At 39.3% G+C, this 20,851-nt stretch carries 18 protein-coding genes; 10 read left to right on the top strand and 8 right to left on the bottom strand.

Translation table 11 applies throughout. From position 1 onward, the window contains the following. Nucleotides 1-53: 53 nt before the first annotated feature. Both AC0UMU_RS01735 and AC0UMU_RS01730 read right to left on the bottom strand, forming a co-directional pair. Nucleotides 54-422, bottom strand: a complete 369-nt coding sequence (locus AC0UMU_RS01735) for a DMT family protein (protein ID WP_031258083.1) — start codon at nt 420-422, stop codon at nt 54-56. 30 nt (nt 423-452) lie between these two features. Further along, nucleotides 453-1,229: a tRNA 2-thiocytidine biosynthesis TtcA family protein gene (locus tag AC0UMU_RS01730; RefSeq protein WP_278714625.1), complete on the bottom strand. Its 777-nt coding sequence runs from the start codon at nt 1,227-1,229 to the stop codon at nt 453-455. Nucleotides 1,230-1,273: 44 nt separating this feature from the next. Between AC0UMU_RS01730 and AC0UMU_RS01725 the strand changes: the two genes are divergently transcribed. From AC0UMU_RS01725 to AC0UMU_RS01690, 8 genes are all read left to right on the top strand, one after another. After that, complete coding sequence (locus AC0UMU_RS01725) at nt 1,274-1,837, top strand: YcxB family protein (RefSeq protein ID WP_278714626.1); 564 nt, start codon at nt 1,274-1,276, stop codon at nt 1,835-1,837. A gap of 52 nt (nt 1,838-1,889) precedes the next feature. Then, complete coding sequence (locus AC0UMU_RS01720; RefSeq protein ID WP_278714627.1) at nt 1,890-3,347, top strand: tetratricopeptide repeat protein; 1,458 nt, start codon at nt 1,890-1,892, stop codon at nt 3,345-3,347. Between the two features lie 18 nt (nt 3,348-3,365). Further along, nucleotides 3,366-3,848, top strand: a complete 483-nt coding sequence (locus AC0UMU_RS01715) for an NfeD family protein (RefSeq protein WP_147589991.1) — start codon at nt 3,366-3,368, stop codon at nt 3,846-3,848. Between the two features lie 21 nt (nt 3,849-3,869). Then, complete coding sequence (floA, locus tag AC0UMU_RS01710) at nt 3,870-4,841, top strand: flotillin-like protein FloA (protein ID WP_278714661.1); 972 nt, start codon at nt 3,870-3,872, stop codon at nt 4,839-4,841. A 386-nt stretch (nt 4,842-5,227) separates the two neighbouring features. Further along, nucleotides 5,228-5,884 (top strand): DUF8457 domain-containing protein, encoded by a 657-nt coding sequence (locus AC0UMU_RS01705; protein ID WP_147404901.1) that lies wholly within the window; start codon nt 5,228-5,230, stop codon nt 5,882-5,884. Nucleotides 5,885-5,890: 6 nt separating this feature from the next. Beyond that, nucleotides 5,891-6,586 carry a 16S rRNA (cytidine(1402)-2'-O)-methyltransferase gene (rsmI, locus tag AC0UMU_RS01700; protein WP_009317418.1) on the top strand — a complete coding sequence of 232 codons (696 nt, stop codon included), beginning with the start codon at nt 5,891-5,893 and terminating at the stop codon, nt 6,584-6,586. A gap of 11 nt (nt 6,587-6,597) precedes the next feature. Next, nucleotides 6,598-7,476, top strand: a complete 879-nt coding sequence (locus AC0UMU_RS01695) for a Cbp1 family collagen-binding glycoprotein adhesin (RefSeq protein WP_278714628.1) — start codon at nt 6,598-6,600, stop codon at nt 7,474-7,476. Nucleotides 7,477-7,566: 90 nt separating this feature from the next. Then, nucleotides 7,567-8,262, top strand: a complete 696-nt coding sequence (locus AC0UMU_RS01690) for a YjjG family noncanonical pyrimidine nucleotidase (RefSeq protein ID WP_278714629.1) — start codon at nt 7,567-7,569, stop codon at nt 8,260-8,262. A gap of 124 nt (nt 8,263-8,386) precedes the next feature. On the opposite strand, the gene AC0UMU_RS01685 is transcribed toward AC0UMU_RS01690, so the two are convergent. The 3 genes from AC0UMU_RS01685 to AC0UMU_RS01675 are packed head-to-tail and all read right to left on the bottom strand — an operon-like array spanning nt 8,387 to nt 11,692. Further along, nucleotides 8,387-9,475 (bottom strand): 2-aminoethylphosphonate--pyruvate transaminase, encoded by a 1,089-nt coding sequence (locus AC0UMU_RS01685; RefSeq protein ID WP_009317415.1) that lies wholly within the window; start codon nt 9,473-9,475, stop codon nt 8,387-8,389. A gap of 8 nt (nt 9,476-9,483) precedes the next feature. After that, on the bottom strand, nt 9,484-10,287 hold the full coding sequence (gene phnX, locus AC0UMU_RS01680) for a phosphonoacetaldehyde hydrolase (RefSeq protein WP_009317414.1): 804 nt from the start codon (nt 10,285-10,287) through the stop codon (nt 9,484-9,486). A gap of 37 nt (nt 10,288-10,324) precedes the next feature. Continuing rightward, a complete protein-coding gene (locus AC0UMU_RS01675; protein WP_022389748.1) occupies nt 10,325-11,692 on the bottom strand; it encodes a DUF5690 family protein in 1,368 nt (455 codons plus the stop codon). A gap of 202 nt (nt 11,693-11,894) precedes the next feature. Between AC0UMU_RS01675 and AC0UMU_RS01670 the strand changes: the two genes are divergently transcribed. After that, entirely contained in the window at nt 11,895-12,776 is an 882-nt protein-coding gene (locus AC0UMU_RS01670; RefSeq protein ID WP_278714630.1) for a hypothetical protein, read from the top strand. Between the two features lie 54 nt (nt 12,777-12,830). Next, complete coding sequence (locus AC0UMU_RS01665) at nt 12,831-13,835, top strand: Gfo/Idh/MocA family protein (RefSeq protein ID WP_288640315.1); 1,005 nt, start codon at nt 12,831-12,833, stop codon at nt 13,833-13,835. 75 nt (nt 13,836-13,910) lie between these two features. Here AC0UMU_RS01665 and AC0UMU_RS01660 read toward each other — a convergent pair whose 3' ends face one another. From AC0UMU_RS01660 to carA, 3 genes are all read right to left on the bottom strand, one after another. Next, a complete protein-coding gene (locus AC0UMU_RS01660) occupies nt 13,911-16,274 on the bottom strand; it encodes a glycoside hydrolase family 31 protein (RefSeq protein WP_278714632.1) in 2,364 nt (787 codons plus the stop codon). Between the two features lie 268 nt (nt 16,275-16,542). Continuing rightward, nucleotides 16,543-19,758 carry a carbamoyl-phosphate synthase (glutamine-hydrolyzing) large subunit gene (carB, locus tag AC0UMU_RS01655; RefSeq protein ID WP_278714633.1) on the bottom strand — a complete coding sequence of 1,072 codons (3,216 nt, stop codon included), beginning with the start codon at nt 19,756-19,758 and terminating at the stop codon, nt 16,543-16,545. A gap of 15 nt (nt 19,759-19,773) precedes the next feature. After that, on the bottom strand, nt 19,774-20,844 hold the full coding sequence (carA, locus tag AC0UMU_RS01650; RefSeq protein WP_278714634.1) for a glutamine-hydrolyzing carbamoyl-phosphate synthase small subunit: 1,071 nt from the start codon (nt 20,842-20,844) through the stop codon (nt 19,774-19,776). Nucleotides 20,845-20,851 lie beyond the last annotated feature (7 nt).

Here is a 20,851-nt window from a genome sequence, read left to right as displayed (position 1 = left end):
TACCGAAATAAACAATAGCAAAAGGGGCTATCCGACTTTTTGGACAGCCCCTTTTACTTCATAAATACGAAATAAACGGCCAGTATCAGACATATAAAAGCTGCAAAATGATTCCAGTGTAAAGCTTCTCCTTTAAAAAGAACGGTAGTAAATATGGTGAAGACAATAAGAGTGATGACTTCTTGAATTACTTTTAATTGCATTAAGCTGAAAGGTCCTCCGTTCCCGTTAAATCCGATACGGTTTGCCGGTATTTGAAATGAATATTCGGCGAGAGCAATTCCCCATGAAAATAAGATTACAGCGTATAAAGGCCAGTTCGAAATGACTTTCATTTCTTGAAGTTTCAGATGACCGTACCATGCAAAAGTCATAAAAATGTTCGATACGGTTAATAGCAGAATAGTGTAAAGTCCTTGCATGTTATAATTGTTTTTTTATGTTGTGTTGTTTTATGAGTCTGTCTTAATTTTGCTCGGGTCGGGTTCTATAAATCCCGGTAAGTATTCAGGTTGTATATGGGTCATGCTATTCCATATATGGTTACGTACTTGAGGACTTATTTTTTCTAAGTTTCTTAATACCTCTTTCATTTCAGTACGATTTGATGATTTTTCATAAGGACAGACTTTTTCTTGTTTGATATATCCCGATAGTTGTGATAATCGGAGGAGGTCTTTTTCCTCTATCAGACAAAGCGGACGGATAAGAGTCATTTTAAATTTACTCATCGATAAACGAGGAGGCATAGTCCCGAATGAGCCTTGAAATGCCATATTCATAAGCAAGGTTTGTATTATATCGTCTTGATGATGCCCCAGAGCTATTTTATTACATTGCTGTTCTTTGGCTATGGAGAACATCGCTTTGCGCCGATACCATGAACAGAGGAAACAAGGAGATTTTCGTTTGTCGTTTTCGGGATCGAACTCCGTCGTGTATTCGAGGAATGGAATGCCCGATTGTTCACAATGCTTTTTCAAATAAGACGTATCGCTTTTATATGAAATATTTTTCATACGTATGTGGACGGCTATTGCCGTAAATCGGGGAGAAAATATTTTCATCCGTTTTCCTAACAACTCGACCAGAGCGAGAGAATCCTTTCCTCCTGATAATCCGATAAGAATGCGGTCTCCGTTTTCTATTAACCGATACGATTCTATCGCTTTTTTTATTTTTCGGTCAAGGTGATATAATAATAGATCCTTTTCACTTTTTTCAGCCATACCCCTCTCTGTTTTTTTAAGCTGACAAAAGTAGTATATTTTAGATGATCGGAGAATCGGATTTAGGAAAATATTTTTATCTTTACCCTCATAATTTTATAATCAGAACATACATAGAGGTGATTGTTACGCAACCGTATAAAATTTCCGGAGAACGGTATCTGAAACTTCTTTTCCGGCAATATTGGAAAAGAAACTGGGGCTGGTTTCTTTTGCCGGTATTTATTTTATTGGCATTGGCTTTTCATACTTCAGATGTCATATATGTAGTTGTTATATTGGTATTCGGGGCATTTCCTTTTTTGTTGTTAAATGCCTATTTTAAGATCGCTACTCGCCCTCATAACCGTTTTCTCTTATTAGAGAAACAGTTGGATATGGATAATGAGCAGATGATTTTTCATTTTGAAGATGATAAAACGGAAACTGTCAGGTGGTCTGATGTAATTAATGCAGAACCGTTCTCGTCATACTATCTGCTGTACCTCGATAAGAATCGTTTTTTCTATATTCCTAAGAATATATTTTGCAATGATGAGGATCGCATTTGGTTCGAACAGGAGATTTTGTTTAAAATAATGTATCGGAATAGGCAAAACATTCCTTAAAAAAGAATATCTTTGTGTATCATCATATTGGATGTGATAAAAAACTGGAAAAATGAGATTGGATATATTGAAACCTTTTATTATTTCTATTGTTGCCTTGAGTTGGAGCATATCGCTTTGCGGACAGGGTTTAGAACGGGCAAAAGAATTATATAAGGCCGGTAAATTTGCAGAGGCTAAACCTATTTTTGAGGAAAATATTCGAAAGAATCCTTCTAATTCGAGTTTGAACCAATGGTATGGTGTTTGTCTTTTTGAAACCGGAGATTATAAAGCAGCCGAGAAGTATCTTAAATATGCGGCATCCCGTAATATATTGGAATCATTTCGTTATTTAGGAAACTTATATTATTTGGATTATCGTTTTGAAGACGCTTTGAGCCAATATAATAAATATTTGGAACAATTGAAGAAGAAAAAGATGAATACGGCGGAGGTGGAGAAGTTGATTAAAAATGCCGAACGAGCCGCCCAAATGCTTCGACGTGTTGAAGAAGTCCAGATAATCGATAGTCTTATTGTAGATAAAGCATCATTCTTTAAACATTATAAACTTTCTTCCGAGTCGGGAACACTGCATGATTACAATACGTTTTTCAATCTTTCATCGAAAAATAGCAGTACTGTTTATCAAAATCAGCGGGGTGATAAAATCCTTTATGGAGCGAAGACAGCAAAGAACGGGTATGATATTATGACTCGTAGTAAATTGATCGATGATAATTGGGGCGAAGAGATAGCATTACCTGCACCGGTTAACTCTTCGGCAAATGAAAATTACCCTTATTTGTTATCGGATGGGATAACGCTCTATTTTGCGTCTTCCGGTGAAGAATCATTAGGGGGCTATGATATATTTGTCACTCGTTTGAATTTGAATACAGGGAATTACTTGGTTCCTGAAAATATGGGAATGCCTTTCAATTCGATTTATAATGACTATATGTTGGCTATCGATGAATTGAATAATGTGGGATGGTTTGTCAGTGACCGTTTTCAGGAGGAGGATAAGTTGATCGTCTATTTATTTATTCCGAATACGGAGAAAAAGATTTATCGGGGAGGAGATGAAGCTCGTGCTCGTTCTTTGGCACGAATCAGTGCGATTAAGGATTCGTGGATAAAAGGCGCTGATTATAAACCTATACTTGAAAAGATTGCCCGTATAGGCAATCCAGATGAAGGTAATACAAAAAAGGGAGATTTCTTGTTTCAGATTAATAACAGAATTACTTATATCACATTAAAGGATTTTGATAGTGATGAAGCCCGAAACTTGTTTATTAAAGCACAAGACATTCGGAAATCGATTCAAGAAACTGAAGATAAATTACAGCGATTGAGGAATGAATATCGACTTGCTCAGAACAAGAAACCGTTTGAGTCGCAGATTGTCAGATTGGAGCGAACTTTACTTAAACTTTATGGCCAACCTGAAGAGTTGGAGGCAAAAAGCAGAGCTGAAGAAATTTCATACCTTATCAAAATGCAGAATCAAAAGAAACAATAGTAGAAACCGATTATGGGAATGGATATCTTTATTATTGCCTTATTGATTTTTATAGGGTTGGTAATGGTTATTCTGGAAGTCTTTTTTTTACCGGGAATAACGATTGCCGGAATCAGTGCCGTTCTTTTTTTTGTAGGAGCTGTTTTTTATGCATTCATGCAATTGGGCGAATTTGCCGGTTATATTACGATTGCTGTTTCGGTTATCGTAACCATTGTCGGAATAGTTATATTTATTCGCTCTCGTAGCCTTGATCGGATGGCTTTGAAGACTACGATAGATTCTGTTGCTCCTACGTTAGTTTCGGATCAAATAAAAGTCGGAGATGAAGGAGTTACTTTGTCTCGTCTTAATCCGATGGGGTCTGTCTTGATAAATGATGTTACTGTAGAAGCCCGTACACGGGAGGATTTTATCGATGAGGATACTCCGGTTGTCGTTGAAAAAGTAGATCGGACTACAGTGATTGTGCAGAAAAAAGAGAATGAAAAACAGGTATAAATTAAAAATGTAAATTTTATGGTGGAAATCAGCTTTTTGCTACTGATCGTTGTTATTGTATTAGTAGTAATTTTCTTTTATTTTGTTCCGTTTCTATTGTGGATATCGGCGATAGTATCCGGTGTCAATATCTCTCTTTTACAGCTTTTCCTGATGCGTATTCGTAAAGTTCCGCCGCAAATTATCGTACGGGCAATGATCGAGGCGCACAAAGCCGGACTAAACGCAATAACCCGAGATGAATTGGAGGCTCATTATCTTGCCGGTGGTCATGTAGAACGTGTTGTTCATGCTTTGGTATCGGCGTCTAAAGCGAATATCGATCTGGGATTCCAAATGGCGACGGCCATCGATCTTGCGGGTCGTGACGTATTTGAGGCGGTACAGATGTCGGTAAATCCGAAAGTGATAGATACTCCTCCGGTTGTTGCTGTGGCAAAAGATGGAATACAACTGATCGCTAAGGCTCGGGTAACTGTACGTGCGAATATCCGTCAGTTGGTTGGTGGAGCTGGAGAAGATACTATTTTGGCTCGTGTAGGAGAGGGTATTGTCTCTTCTATCGGTTCATCGGAATCCCATAAATCTGTATTGGAAAATCCGGACTCTATATCTAAATTGGTTCTGAAAAAAGGATTAGATTCGGGAACTGCATTTGAAATACTTTCTATCGATATAGCCGACATTGATATAGGCAAAAATATCGGTGCCGGTTTACAGATCGACCAAGCTCAAGCAGATAAAAATATTGCTCAAGCAAAGGCTGAAGAAAGGCGAGCAATGGCCATAGCCCTTGAACAGGAGATGAAGGCGAAAGCTCAGGAAGCTCGGGCTAAGGTGATAGAGGCTGAGGCCGAAGTTCCGAAAGCTATGGCTGAAGCGTTCCGGTCGGGTAATCTTGGCATAATGGATTATTATAAAATGAAAAATATAGAGGCGGATACGACGATGCGGGAAGCCATAGCGAAACCTTCAGCCGGCCCTTCTAAATAAGAAAATATTTAATATAGAATATTAGTGAGGTGCATTTCAAAAGTCGGACGTAAGACTTTTGAGATGCACTTCGTTTTTTATTTTTAGCCGTACAACATGTTGATGTGAGGTTTGAAGTGTAGAATTTATCTACAAATATGTGGAGTGGTATCAATATCGTATATTTTCTTATCTTGAAATTATTTATCTGATAATCATTTATTTATTATTCTTTTCTTTATAAGGTATCATTCTTGTAGTATAATTGGTAGACAGTTTATAGATATTGTGTTGCATTTAATTTTTAGAGTAAAATAAATAAGTGCAAGTGAAGGGTTCGTATCTATTTTATACTTACTTTTGTAATATAATGAGGATAAAACGATCAAATTGTTACGATTATGTATATGGAACAGATTTTTCGGACTCTGCAGGAATTGGAGGAACTGTTGAAACTAATAGATAAAAGTTCTCCGGAAGTTCCTGATATCTTATATAAACTGGCGGTAGAAAAGGCAGAGGCCGTTACCGAAAAAGTAAAAGGTTTACCAAGTGTGAATTCTGGTATTCCTGAAGATAAGATGGTGTCCGGTAATGATAGTGAGGATGTTATTGTTGATACATGCGCTTGCGGCGGAGAAAAGCGCATGGAAACAGAAGAACCGGAAACATCGGCGACTCGATCTGATGAGAAGAGTTTTCAAGAAAAGAAGGTTGAACTTGTGCAAGATTCTTTAATGATGGAACAAAATTCGTTGGATTTTGTTGTTACAGGTGGGATGGAAGAGTCTTGTCCCGAGTCTGAAAATCTGAGTGCAGTTGAAAAAGAGAGAGAGTTGAAAGATATTCGTAAGTTGATGAGTTTGAATGATAAATTCCGTTTTAGACGTGAGTTATTTGTCAACAGCGATGAGGTGATGAATAATACTCTTGAGGCGTTGAATGAAATTTCTTCTTTTGAAGAATCGGTCGCTTTTCTTCAGGATCAGTTTGGCTGGGATATAGAAAATAATGAGCCGGCTGTAGAATTTTTTAATATTTTGGAGAAACGTTTTACTAATTGATTTAGCATGGCAAAGCTCTATGTAGTTCCTACCCCGGTGGGAAATCTTGAAGATATGACGATGAGAGCGATCAGAGTATTGAAAGAAGCGGATTGTGTTTTAGCAGAAGATACCCGTACAAGTGGTATTTTGATGAAACATTTTGATATAAAAACCCGTATGCAGTCGCATCATAAATTCAACGAGCATAAAACGGTAGAAGGACTTGTTGCCCGATTACAAGGGGGTGAAAATATAGCACTCATATCGGATGCCGGTACTCCTGCAATTTCTGATCCCGGTTTTTTATTGGTTCGGGAATGTCGGAAAGCAGGAATCGATGTAGAATGTTTACCGGGTGCGACAGCATTTGTTCCGGCTTTGGTTGCTTCAGGACTACCGAATGACAGATTTTGTTTTGAAGGCTTTTTGCCTCAGAAAAAAGGTCGTTCTACACGTTTGTCCGAATTGGCGAACGAAACGCGTACGATGATTTTTTATGAATCTCCTTTTCGCTTGTTGAAGACATTAATTCAGTTTGCTGAAGTATTCGGTGCAGATAGAGATGCTTCGGTAAGCCGGGAAATATCGAAGATCCATGAAGAAACTGTTCGTGGAACATTATCGGAAATTATTGCTCATTTTACTGAAAGAGAGCCGAAAGGTGAATTTGTAATTGTGGTAGGCGGTCTTCCGGGTAAAACAAGATATGTAGAAATCTAAAAGAAAAAGTTATGAAAAAGTTTTTTTTGACAGTTGCCGTAATAGCTTCGACATGTTTGATTTCTTGCCAAGGAGGCGGAAAAGAGGTTCAGAGGCTGAAGCAAGAAAATGATTCTTTGATGCAGGTCAATGTCCAGACAAAAGCGGATTTTGAAGAAATGTTGCAATTGATGAATGAAGTCGAGGATGGATTCCGTCAAATGAAAGAAGCGGAAAATTATCTTATCGTGCAACAAAATGCAACGGGTGATGTAGATAAGACGACTCGGGAGAAATTAAAGTCGGATATGCAGTTAGTTGCCCAGACTTTGAAAGAAAATAAAGAAAAATTGGCACGGTTGCAAAGTCAGTTGAAAAACAGTAAATATCAGTCTTCTCAGTTAAAACAAACTGTAGATCGGTTGTCTGCAGAAATAGAGAGCAAGACGGCTATGATTACTTCATTGCAGGAAGATCTGGCAAAACGGGATATTCGTATTAAAGAACTCGATGATGCTGTTTCAGATCTTTCGGGTAAGGTGACAGATCTTTCTCAAGAAACCGAAGAACAAAAAAATACGATTTCTACTCAGGATAAAGAATTGAATACTGTATTTTATGTATTTGGAACTACCAAGGAGTTGAAAGAACAGAAGATTCTTTCCGGTGGTGGTTTGTTTAAGGCAAAAGAGGTGATGAAAGGAGATTTCAACAAGGATTATTTTACTAAGGCCGATTTGCGAACGTTAAAAGAGATTCCTCTTGAAATGAAAAAAGCAAAGATTCTAACCAATCATCCCGAAGGCTCTTATTCTCTGGTAAAAAACGATAAAGGACTTTTGACATTAGTGATTAGCGATCCTCAAAATTTCTGGAGCTTATCTAAATATTTAGTAGTAAATGTAGATTGATCTCTCGATTCGGATAAAGTTTTATAGATAGATGCGGAAATAACCTCTAAAAATGTTATTTTCGCATCTATTTTTAGGGGATATAAGTAAATGAAATATCAGAATATATTCGTTGATTTGGATGATACGATTTGGGATTTTCGTACGAATTCTAAAATTGCATTAGAAATAATTTACGATCGTTATGGGTTGAGTGAGTATTATCCGTTGTTTGATGAATATTATAGAGTATATAGCGAGAAAAATACGGAGTTGTGGTCTTTGTATCATCATAATCGTATCAGTAAAGAGACACTAATTGTAGAGCGATTTCGTTACCCTTTGCAGCGGGTGGGAGCATATAACGATAAACTGGTTTTACAATTGAATGCAGATTACCTGTCAGTATTGTCAGAGCAAGGAGAACTTGTTCCGCAGGCAAGGGAGTTGCTTGATTATTTGAAAAGCCGTTCGTATCGTTTGCATATTATCAGTAACGGTTTTAAAGAAGTCCAGTTTAAAAAGATGAAATCAGCCGGAATAGAGAGCTATTTTGAGAAAATAATATTATCGGATGAGGTCGGAGTCAATAAACCGCATCCTGATATTTTCAGGTATGCGTTGAATAAAACCGGTTCATCGAAAAATACATCGTTAATGATCGGAGATAATTATGATGCCGATATTTTGGGAGCTATGCGGAGCGGTTTAGATCAAGTGTATTTTAATCCTCTTCAGAAACAAATTTCGGATGAATTTCCTACTTATGAAGTACAAACATTATCTGAGATCTGTGATATATTGTAGAAAAACAGACTTCGTGGTAATTTCCGGATTTCGGAGAAATAAAATCGGGGCTAGTTAATTCTTTGATTATTAATCAGCCCCGATTTATATAGATTAGAGTCTAAATTTAAGTGAACTCTTATAGTTAATATTTGGTGCTTTGTACGGCTTCGATCAGATGCTTGAAATCTTCAGGGTAAACGTCACCGATATTGCCGATACGGAAAGTATCTGCTTGAGATATTTTTCCCGGATAGATGACGAATCCTTTTTCTTTTAGCTGAGCATAGAAACTCTTAAAATCAAAATCTTTTTTCGGATAGAGGAAAGAGGTAATAATAGGAGATTGTATATTGTCGGGCAATAATGTTTCGAAGCCTAAAGAACGCATACCTTTTACCAAAATGTCGTGATTCTCACAATATCTTTTGTAGCGGGCTGTGACACCTCCCTCTTCTTTTAACTCTTCCATGGCTTGTTTAAATGCTCGTACTACATGAGTCGGGGAAGTAAAACGCCATTTGCCGTGACCTTTTTCCATGGTTTCCCATTGATCGTAGATATCGAGAGATAAGGATTTGGATACACCTTTACAGTATTTAAGTTCCGATTTCCGGGCAATAATAAAGCCGAATCCGGGAACACCTTGGATACACTTATTTGCACTGCTGATCATGAAATCGATACCGAGTTCCTGAACATCTAAAGGAACTCCGCCGAAACTGCTCATTGCATCTACAATTAGTTTTTTCCCGTGCATTTTTACAATATGGGCAATTTCTTTCAGTGGATTCAGTACTCCGGTAGTAGTTTCACAGTGAACTATTGCAACGTGCGTAATCTCGGCATTATGGGCAAGATAGTCATCTACGTACTCTACAGAAACCTGTTCTGTTTCGTCAAAAGCCAGCATGTCATAATGGATACCATGATATTCTGCAATGTTACCCATTCTGTCACCGTATGCACCATTGCTTAGTATAAGTAGTTTATCTCCGGCTTTTATGGTGCTTCCGATAACAGCTTCTACACAATAAGTTCCGCTTCCTTGAAGCAATATGGAGGTGTATTCATCTGTCGCTTTGGTTGCCAGTTCGACAAGAGATTTTCTTATTTCTTCGACAATATGGAGGTTATAATCTTCGTCCCATGTACACCAGTCGGTCATCATGGTTGCTTTTACAGATTCGGATGTCGTAAGCGGTCCGGGAGTTAGTAAAATATAGGGTCTCATAATAATTATTATTTAGAATTGTTGTTATTTAGTTTTTTATTTATAGTGTCGATTACGGACGGAAGTTCTTTGATCGTATCAACCACGAAGTGTGCTCCGGCATCGAGCATACGTTTTCTTACTTCGGCTTTGCGTGTTTCCAGTTCCTGATCCGGCATGTCGGCAACTTCTTTTTCTGTCAGTCCCATTTCGTTACTGCCGAGTATTACACCGACAGTCCACACTTTAGCATTCCGACCTTCCTTAATATCGGCGATAGTATCACCGTATTTCAGAATATAATCGACAGACGGGATATCGAGATCGATCATATTTTGATATATCATATATGGATAAGGGCGTCCGGCAGGCAATCTGTCGGGAGTTACGCAATTGTCTGTTTTATACCCTTTTGCAGCCGCATTTGGTAATACTACATCCATCATAGCTTGAGTATAACCGGTTGTAGAGCCGATTTTTAGGCCTTGAGATCTGAGATTTTGCAGAGTTTCTATAACACCGGGAATCGGATCTGTATAATCAGCCAATGAAGCGAAAAGATAACCTTCAAATTTTTTATTCATGGCAATAACATCATCTTCTGTCCATTGGCGGTCATAAACTTTTTCAAAAGCGTCTCCGATACCGTCCATTTTGAAAAGTTCCCGGATGTGATCGATTTTAGCCATTCCCATCGGTCGGCGGGCTTGTTCCATGCTTATCGTAATTCCAATTTCCTTAAAAGCTTTTAGAAATGCCGCAACAGGAGCAAAACAACCATAATCGACTGCTGTTCCGGCCCAGTCCATAATGATACATTCAATTTTTTTCATAAAACTGTTATTATGTAATTTATTATTTCTTTATTCATTAAATTGTTTGTGATCTTATGATCAGAACATTCTCATTATCGTTTTTTGTAGAATCTGCAGATATCGATTTTTTGTTTTCCGGTAATCTTTCTTTTTTGTACCGTTGTATTATATAAATAGCAGAACCGCAGAAAGCAATGCAACAAATAATGCCGACATAACCAGACATAAAGTTATAAAATTCGAGCCAGTTGATATCCGGATTTAAAAATTCTTTAAATATTAAGACGAGTACTGTTCCTGTATAGCCGATAAAGTCTAATGTAATGATGAAGAATCCGACATTCCCTTTTATCTTGAAGCAAGCGATAAAGCGGTCGAAAAATATGGTTTGAAAGCTGAGATAAACTGTATAGAGCGAGAGACTTTGAAGAAACAGCCATATGATAGGGGAAATTTGGAGTGAATTGTAGTTGAATGCGATAAAACTGAGTGCTGCAGTTCCGCAAGAAACAAGTCCTAACAAAAAACAAAGCACTTTTACATTACTTTTTATTAATGACATCAGGCCAAACATTAAAAGGATTATTACTGTTACGCTTGCATCTACTTTGGCAAAAGCCCACGATGAAAGTCCTGCGGCTTTTATATCCAGAATTTTTACAAGGAAATCTTCTTTTATATCCTGTAAAACTGTGATGAATAAATTGGCAAAAAATAACATGACCAATACGGGCATGAAGTTTTTGAATATATTGATACGAGCTTTTCCGTCTAAGGTTACTCTCTCTGTCCGCTGTTCGATGTCCTCTTTTGTCGGCTGCGGCATACGTGTCATTAGCCATCCTAAAAAGGATAATAACGGAAATGCAAAAGCTCCGATTAAGGCTGGCATCCAGAATTCTCCGATTCCCAAATTATTCATAACGAATAGTCCGATTGATTTTGCTGTTCCTGAACTGACGGCAATACTCAGCCCCATAAGGCTGGCCAATAAGTCTGTGACTCTGCGTCCTTCGAGAAAACTAAAAATGACTCCCCACATGCATCCTAATGAGAGACCGTTGAAAAACAAGGCGAATACATTGAAAGGGCGAGGTAATGCACCGAATAATATCAGTGATAATTCGGCTACAGCCACGGATGAAATAATAAATTTCAGTCGGTTTTCTTTTTTTAATTCGGATATTAGCTTGATACCGATTAATTTTGAGATGAGATATCCTGATATTTGAACAATGCTGGTAGCCGTTTTATAATCCATCCCGAAAAAATCGAGTCCGTCAAAAGTTGCGGCCGTAAAAGGTTTACGCAAGGCATACACTAATGAATAAGAAAGAAGAGCAGTACCTCCGGCCCAAAGTATAAATAAGAAGTCAGATAATTTCTTTTTAGAGATGATTGTTGTTTTATTATCGGTAACCATATTGCATCTGTTGATTTTTCGATTTCGATGGCAAATATATGGGTGGTTTATAATACTAAAAATGAATATTTATTATTAATAAAGTTCATACATACAGTGTTTTATAAAGTAACATTAATGTAATATTAATGCAATGTCTATATAATATAATGGGTGTTTACTTGCAAAGTATTTTGTTAAACTGCCTATTGTTTGTATTTATATGAATGATCTATTGGATATATATAAACGTATTGAATATTTACGTAATAAGGGTGTGAAAATGAAAGAGATAGCAGATCATGTCAATATGGCGGCCAGTGTTTTGTCTTCTCTTTACTCAAGTGTTCTTCCGACTTTTGTGAGTTGTGTTAAAAAGGATATGCCAGAAGAGGACGCTTTAGATTATGCCCTTTCGCAAGTCAATAATGTTTCGAAAAAGCGTTTGTTGGGAAATTTGACAGAATTGAAAGAAGCCTTGTTCGAATTAGAGCCTACAATAAATAGCGGACAAAAAGATAATCCGTTTATGAATATGTTAACGGAAGAGATGTTGCGTTCTGCCCAAGATGTGTATAATTATAGCGGTATATATATTAGTTATAGTCTTTCATCATCTTCAGATTCGTTAAAAATAGAACCCTATCTTATTACCCCTTCGGAGAATAACGATTATGTAAAGGTTGCTCACATGAGCGCGTATAATACGACACATTGGGGGGTAGGTATATTCAGTAACCATCAGAATTCGTATATCATGTTCAATGAACGGGAAACTCCGCAAGTGGCTTTGTTCACGATTTATTTGCAACTGCCGATGTATGAATATCCTCGTATGTTAAAAGGACTGTATCTCTGTTTGGATTATAACCGTAATCCGATAGCGAGACGGATACTTTTTATAAAATATTCGGATAGTACTTGTATGGATGATTTTCTGGAGTTGAAAGGAGAGCTTGTTCCTAAGGATAAATTGACGGAAGAACAATTACATTATTATAATTATACATGTCAAGAGGGAGATTACATTAAAACCTGTACCGTCCCTTCTCCTCAACTTAACGAGAAAGATTTGGAACGGGAGAAAAAAATGTTGAAAATATAGTTGTCTATTTTAAATATTCTTATTTTTGAACAAGTTAATGTAAAATAGTTGTTGATGGGTTGTGCTGTTTTTAAATTACGATTCGGGGTTATCGGGACGAATTTTATATCGGACTGGTTGTTGGAAGGTGCTGCAAAGGATACTCGTTTCGAGGTGACAGCCATTTATTCCCGTTCACAAGATACAGCAGATGCTTTTGCTGAAAAGCACAATATTCCGCACACGTTTGTTTCATTGGAGAAGATGGCTTCGTCACCTTTGATCGATGCCGTTTATATTGCATCTCCTACGGCGTTGCATTCCGAACAAGCCGTCCTTTTTATGGAACATGGCAAGCATGTATTATGTGAGAAACCTTCCGCTTCTAATGTCCGTGAGCTTAGTCGGATGATTGAGACTGCAAAGAAGTATGACGTTGTATTTATGGAGGCCATGAAATCGACATTGATGCCGGGATTCAAAGCCGTTTTGCAGCATTTACCTGAAATAGGGACGGTACGACGTTATTTTGCATCCTATTGTCAGTATTCTTCACGCTATGATAAGTTGAAAGCGGGTGAGGTCATGAATGCCTTTAAACCGGAACTTTCCAATGGTGCAGTGATGGATTTGGGAATCTATACCATTTATCCTCTGGTTGTTTTATGGGGACGACCGCTCGGGATTTCAGCGACCGGGACATTGCTTTCAACCGGTGTGGACGGGCAAGGTGCTGTAAATTTTGAATATGAGGATAAGTGTGCTACGATATTGTATTCTAAAGTTGCAGATTCTCTGCTTCCGTCGGAAATACAGGGTGAAGAGGGGACTATTGTTATTGATAAGATACAATCTCCGGATCGGATTCTTTTGAAGTACCAGAATGGAATCTCTCAAGATATTTCTGTTGCCGACCGGCAAAATGAATATTATTATGAAGTAAAGGAGTTTATCGATTTGGTGCAATCCGGAGATAGAGAGTCTTCTGTTAATTCTCATCTGAATTCATTGATAACTCTTGAGATCATCGATGAAGTACGTCGGCAGTTAGGTGTCGTATATCCCGCAGATAAAAATTGATTTTTTTATATAATACAAGAAGAACTCAGACAATATGCCTGAGTTCTTCTTGTATTATATTGTATTATCTTGAAATTAAAGTTTGACGGAAACAACTTTTCCGGTATAATTTACAATTTTTGAGCGTGAATCGTTTTCTTCCATTCCGATACCGGACTCGGTAGATGCGAGTACGACCTTGAATCTCCTTTCTTTGAGCATCCCGTTGAAGTTGCCGTTTCTCTTTCCGATAGATAGCGTAGAAGTGGAATCGTCCCATTTGAAATCAATAGTTGAATAATTCCCTTTTTCGTAATTGTAATTATCTCCTTCATCTTCGTATAATGTGAAAGTTGCATTTTTACCGGGATAAATGCGGATTTCGATGGGAGTGTCCTTTTTTTCTTTTGCATATTGCACTTTAGGTCCGAATGGTACAATCGATCCTGCTTTGATATAAATAGGCATAATGTCGATAGGAGTCTCCTTATTTATAGATTTTCCTCCGGATATTTTCTCATTTGTCCAGAAATCATACCATTCACAGCCGGAGGGAAGGTAAACTTTTATCGATCTGATTTGTTTGAAATCGACTTTAGCATCAATATCTTTTCCAAAGGTATATTGCGGTTCTAAAACAGGTGCAACAAGAATCGATTTTCCGAATAAAAATTCAGTATTAAGATCGTGGGTGTGCTTATCTTCTGCGAAATCGGCAAATAAAGGCCGCATAAGAGAGGCATCGTTTTGAGTTATTTCCCATGCTGTCGAGTAAATATAAGGTAGCATTTTGTAGCGTAAGTGAATGAATTTTTCTTGTGCATCGAATGCCCAAGAGCCCCTCTCCCCGAAAAGGAAAATCTCCCGTTGAGTTGAAGTCCCGTGAGAACGCATCATTCCTAAGAATGCTGCAAATTGTGTCCATCGAGTATATAGCTCTTGATAGGCTTGATTTTTGTTGCCACCCGGATATTGATGGACGGTGAAACCGCCGATGTCGCAATTCCAATAAGGAATACCGGTCATGGAGAAATTCAATCCTGCCGGAATCTGAGCTTTTAAAGCGTCCCAATTCCCATCTATATCTCCTGACCAGGAAATTGCTCCGGTTCTTTGTTGTCCGGCGAAAGCTGAACGAGTTAGAATGAAAACTCGCTTGTCATTGCTTGTTTTACGTTGATTTTTATATACACCTTCAACAGAGACTAAAGGGAAAGCATTATAATAATTTCGGTATGACCCTAAATAGCAGGCTGAGTCGAGATGAGTTTCATTTTTGTCTTGGTATTCCGGTTCTGTTGCATCGAGCCACCAGCCATCCATTCCGATAGAGAACATATTTTTATTGAAATATTTCCAATAAATATCACGGGCTTCGGGATTGAACGCATCATATACCCGAACTCCGTTGTTCGTGGGAAATGTCTCGAAATCGAATAGCATATTTCTGGATTTTAATTCTTTGTAGATATCAGTTGTCGGACCGAAAGAAGGCCAAATCGATATAATTAATCGGGCATTCATGTTGTGTATCTGAGAAATCATCTCTTGTGGATTAGAAAACTCCGGGTTATCGAACGCTATAGCATTCCAATGTTTATTATCGTTGCTCCAATATCTCCAATCCTGAATAATGCCGTCGATCGGAACTTGCATGTCTCGATATTTCTTTAGTATTTCTACGATCTGTTTTTGAGAAACATATCGTTCCCTGCTTTGCCAAAATCCGAATCCGCTTTTGGGTAACATAGGAACTTTCCCGGTTAACTGGCGCATCGCTTTCACGACACCGTCCGTACTCTTCCCATACATGAAATAGTAATCGCTACAATTTCCTAAATCAGAATCAAAAACTGTTTCTTTAGGGGAATCGATAAAGTGGGTAGGGGAATAGTTATCCAAATAAACGCCATATCCTTTAATAGATTGGAAGAACGGGATACAGATCACTGTGTTTCGTTGTCGCAATAACTCTTTTTGATTCCGTTGATTTAGTTTCCCGTTTTGTATCTGTCCCAATCCATATATCGGTTCATTTGTATCGAGATTAAACGTTTGTTTTACTTGGTAAGAATCTTTGTCCATATCTTTACGGGGAGAAAACTGTGTGCTTTTGTCCTTTAGGAGTATGTTCCCTTTAGAGTCCTTAAAAATGATCTCTCCGGTATTGGTGTTGACCGATACATTTATTTCATTGCTTTTTATTGAATAATTGTTCTCAGATTTATTTCTGGTTAATTGTACTTTTTGAGGTTTTTGCAAGACGACCAAAGATTCTTTTAGAGGAGTTCTGTTTTGTGGATATTTTAATATTCTGACAGTAGTCGGAGAGTAAAATGTTATTTCCGTACAAACTCCTTTTACAAAAATTCTGTCTGGATGTTTTGTCGCTGATGCGAGAGAACTTCCCGTAAATAAAAGAGCGAGCAAGACTAAAAATCGGTTTTTTAGATTTTTCATGTGCATAGTGTATTAGTGTGTATATTGAATTTGTATTTAATGTATTGGTAGATTGATGGATATAAACAATGTTCTTGTATTTTTCTGGTTTGTTTGATTGTGAATTTTATATTTTTATGTCAATAAAAATATAAAATGTTGATTATTAAATGATATATATTTCTTATTATTTAACATCTTAGTGCTTAATGTCGGGATAAAGCGATAAATAAAAAAACAAGGATATTCCCGATTTGAGAATATCCTTGCTGAATCGATTAGGAAATATTTATTTATATTCTTCCCAAGCCTTTATTTCGAGATCTTCTATCGGAGTTGTGCAGAATGCCGTAATAAATGCAGAAGCGAGGCGGGAGTTGGTAATCAACGGTATATTTAAATCTATTGCCGCTCTTCTTATTTTATATCCGTTGTCCAATTCTCCGGCGGTCAAGTTCTTGGGAATGTTCACCACCATGTCGATCTCTCTTTCATGCAATAGTTCGAGCGCTTGAGGATACCCCTCTTCTCCGGGCCATGCTACCCGAATAGAAGGAATATTGTTCTCTGCCAACATGAGATGCGTTCCTCCGGTAGCAAAGAGTTTATACCCTTTTTTGTACAAAAGTTCAGCTGCAGCGAGCATGTCTACCTTTTGTTTAGCAGTTCCGGTAGAGAGAAGAATATTTTGTTTCGGGATTTTATATCCGACCGAGAGCATCGATTTTAGAATAGCATCGTTTGTGTCGCTACCGAGACACCCGACTTCTCCCGTACTTACCATATCTACGCCCAGTACCGGGTCGGCCTTTTGTAGTCGGGAAAAGGAGAATTGAGAAGCTTTGATTCCGACATAGTCGATGTCGAACAATGTCTTGTGCGGTTTCTCGACCTTTTTCCCCAACATGATTTGAGTCGCCAAATCGATAAAGTTGATTTTCAGAACCTTGCTGATGAACGGAAAACTTCGGGAAGCCCGCAAGTTGCATTCGATCACTTTGATCGCATTCCCTTTGGCAAGAAACTGTATGTTGAACGGTCCGGATATTTGTAACTCTTTTGCGATCGATTTAGATATGCGTTTTACCTGTCGGATGGTCTCCATGTACAGCTTTTGGGGCGGGAATTGTATTGTCGCATCTCCGGAGTGTACGCCGGCAAACTCGATATGTTCGCTGATGGCATACGCAATAATTTCTCCTTTATCGGCCACGGCATCCATTTCTACCTCCTTGGCATGTTCGATAAATTGGCTTACCACTACCGGGTGTTTCTGAGATACATTGGCTGCCAATTTTAAGAACCGTCCCAGTTCGTCGTCATTGGAACATACGTTCATCGCTGCACCGGACAACACATAGGAGGGGCGTACCAGTACCGGAAATCCTACCTCGTCGACAAATTGGTGAATATCTTCCATCGATGTGAGTTCCCTCCATCTGGGCTGGTCTATTCCTAATCGGTCGCACATGGCCGAGAATTTGTTCCGGTCTTCGGCATTATCGATGCTCTTTGCCGATGTACCTAAGATATTGACGCCTTGAGCATCGAGTTTCAAGGCCAGATTGTTGGGAATCTGTCCTCCGGTCGAGACTATGACGCCATGCGGATTTTCCAATTCAAGAATATCCATTACCCGTTCGAAAGTAAGTTCGTCAAAATACAGACGGTCGCACATATCGTAATCGGTCGATACCGTTTCCGGATTGTAGTTGATCATTACGCTGCGCCACCCTTCTTTGCGAATCGTATTCAAGGCGTTTACCCCGCACCAGTCAAATTCTACCGAGCTTCCGATGCGGTATGCACCCGAGCCCAAGACCACGACCGAACGCCGGTCGCCGAGATAATGCACATCATTTGCCGTTCCGTTATAGGTCAGGTACAAGTAATTGGTGTGTGCCGGATATTCGGCTGCTAACGTATCGATTTGCTTTACTACCGGGACAATGCCTTTCTCTTTCCGAAGATTTCGTACTTCGAGCAGATGCTGGTCGATGTCTCCCTGATCTTTAAAAACCGCCCGGGCGATCTGGAAATCTGAAAATCCCTGTTTCTTAGCCGTTTTTAGTATTTCTGTCGGTACAGTTTCCAATGTCGAGAAGGTTTCGAGTTCGTTAGCCGTAAGTATGATACGGTTTAGTTTTTCCAGAAACCATTTATCTATCTTGGTCAGTTCATGGATCTGGTCTATCGAATAACCTTTTCGCAAAGCCTTGCTGATAACAAAAATCCGTTTATCGGTAGGTTCTCTCAACGCTTTATCTATATCGGGTATTACCAGCTCTTTATTTTCGACAAACCCGTGCATGCCTTGTCCGATCATGCGGAGTCCCTTTTGTATGGCTTCTTCGAATGTACGTCCGATAGCCATGACTTCTCCCACAGATTTCATGCTGCTGCCCAGTTCACGATCTACCCCGTGGAATTTACCCAAATCCCACCGAGGAATTTTACATACGATATAGTCGAGAGCCGGTTCGAAAAAGGCCGACGTTGTTTGTGTTACCGAGTTTTTCAGGTCGAAAAGGCCGTACCCTAATCCTAACTTTGCCGCAACGAATGCCAAAGGATATCCGGTCGCTTTCGAAGCGAGGGCCGAAGAGCGGCTTAAACGGGCATTTACTTCAATGACCCGGTAATCTTCCGAATTGGGGTCTAATGCATATTGTACATTACACTCGCCGACAATCCCGATATGTCGTATAATGCGAATAGCCAGTTCCCGCAGTTTGTGATATTCGCTGTTGGTCAGAGTCTGTGAAGGAGCTATGACAATGCTTTCGCCCGTATGGATTCCCAGTGGGTCGAAATTCTCCATATTACATACGGTAATGCAATTGTCAAATCTGTCGCGGACAACTTCATATTCGACCTCTTTCCATCCTTTCAGAGATTTCTCGACCAGCACTTGCGGTGAAAACGAGAATGCTTTCTCTGCCAGCTTGTTCAGCTCCTCTTCATTATCGCAAAAGCCGCTGCCAAGTCCGCCTAAAGCATAAGCCGCCCGGATGATTACCGGATATCCGAGTCGTTTTGCCGCAATGCGGGCGCTCTCGATATTTTCTACGGCTTCACTCTGGATGGTTTTTACATGAATCTCATCTAACTTTTTGACAAAGAGTTCCCGATCTTCGGTATCCATGATGGCCTGTACGGGAGTCCCCAATACTTGTACATTATATTTTTCGAGTATTCCTTTTTTGTAAAGTTCCACACCGCAATTCAGTGCAGTCTGCCCTCCGAAAGAGAGCAAAATCCCGTCCGGATGCTCTTTTTCGATAACTTTTTCTACAAAAAACGGTGTTACGGGGAGGTAGTAGATGTGATTGGCTACGCCTTCCGATGTCTGTACCGTAGCAATGTTCGGATTGATCAGTACGGTCTCGATACCTTCTTCCCGAAGCGCTTTCAAGGCTTGAGAACCTGAGTAGTCGAATTCTCCGGCTTCTCCGATTTTCAGAGCTCCGGAACCTAATAACAAAACTTTCTTAATTGTGCTCATATATTTGTCGGACAATTATATCATTTCTATAAATCGGTCGAATAAAAATTCTGTGTCGGTAGGGCCGCTGGCAGCTTCGGGGTGGAACTGCACCGAAAAGAACGGCTTGCTTTTGTGTCGGATACCTTCGTTCGTCCCGTCGTTCATGTTGATGAACAGCGGTTCCCATTCATCGCTTAACGTATTGTTGTCGACTGCAAATCCGTGATTCTGCGATGTAATGTAACATTTTTCTGTCCCGACCAAACGTACCGGCTGGTTATGGCTTCTGTGTCCGTATTTCAATTTATACGTACTTGCTCCTCCGGCTTTGGCAAGGAGTTGGTTTCCCATGCATATTCCGAAGATCGGGCGCTCTTTTTTCAAGGCTTCCCGTATGTGTCCTACCGTTATTTCGCAAGTGTCGGGATCGCCCGGCCCGTTCGAAATAAACAGCCCGTCGTATTCGATCGTGTTGAAGTCATAATCCCAGGGCACTCTGATGATTGTGACATCACGTTTCAGAAGACACCGTATTATATTGTGTTTTACACCGCAATCGACCAACACGACTCGTTTCTTCCCGTTCCCGTAAGTAATGATTTCCCGGGTGCTTACCCGTGCAACTTGGTTGATTTTATTCGGGTCGATAAAATCGATCTCATTTTCATCGGTAAAAACGATTTTACCTTTCATACTCCCTTTCTCTCGCAGCAATTTGGTGAGTTCCCGGGTATCGACTCCGGTGATTCCGGCAATCTTTTCTTGTTTCAGCCACTCACCTAAACTTTCTACGGCATTCCAATGACTGTAATTTTCAGAGTAGTCTGATACGATAATGCCGTCAGCATGTATCTTTTCAGATTCGAGAAAAGTAGAGATATTTCCGGAGAAACTCTGTGCGGGAACGCCATAATTCCCGATGAGCGGATAGGTCAATACCATGATCTGTCCCGAATAAGACGGGTCGGTAAGACTCTCAGGATATCCGGACATTGCTGTATTGAATACGACTTCTCCGGCAATCGGCCTTTCGTATCCGAAAGAGATTCCGGAAAATTTGCTTCCGTCGTCCAGTATTAGTGAAACATTTTTTTGTTTTTGCATTTTGAAC

Source organism: Coprobacter fastidiosus (genome assembly GCF_982245605.1).
Note: the sequence above shows the minus strand (reverse complement) of the source record. Positions and strands in the feature narration are given on the sequence as shown.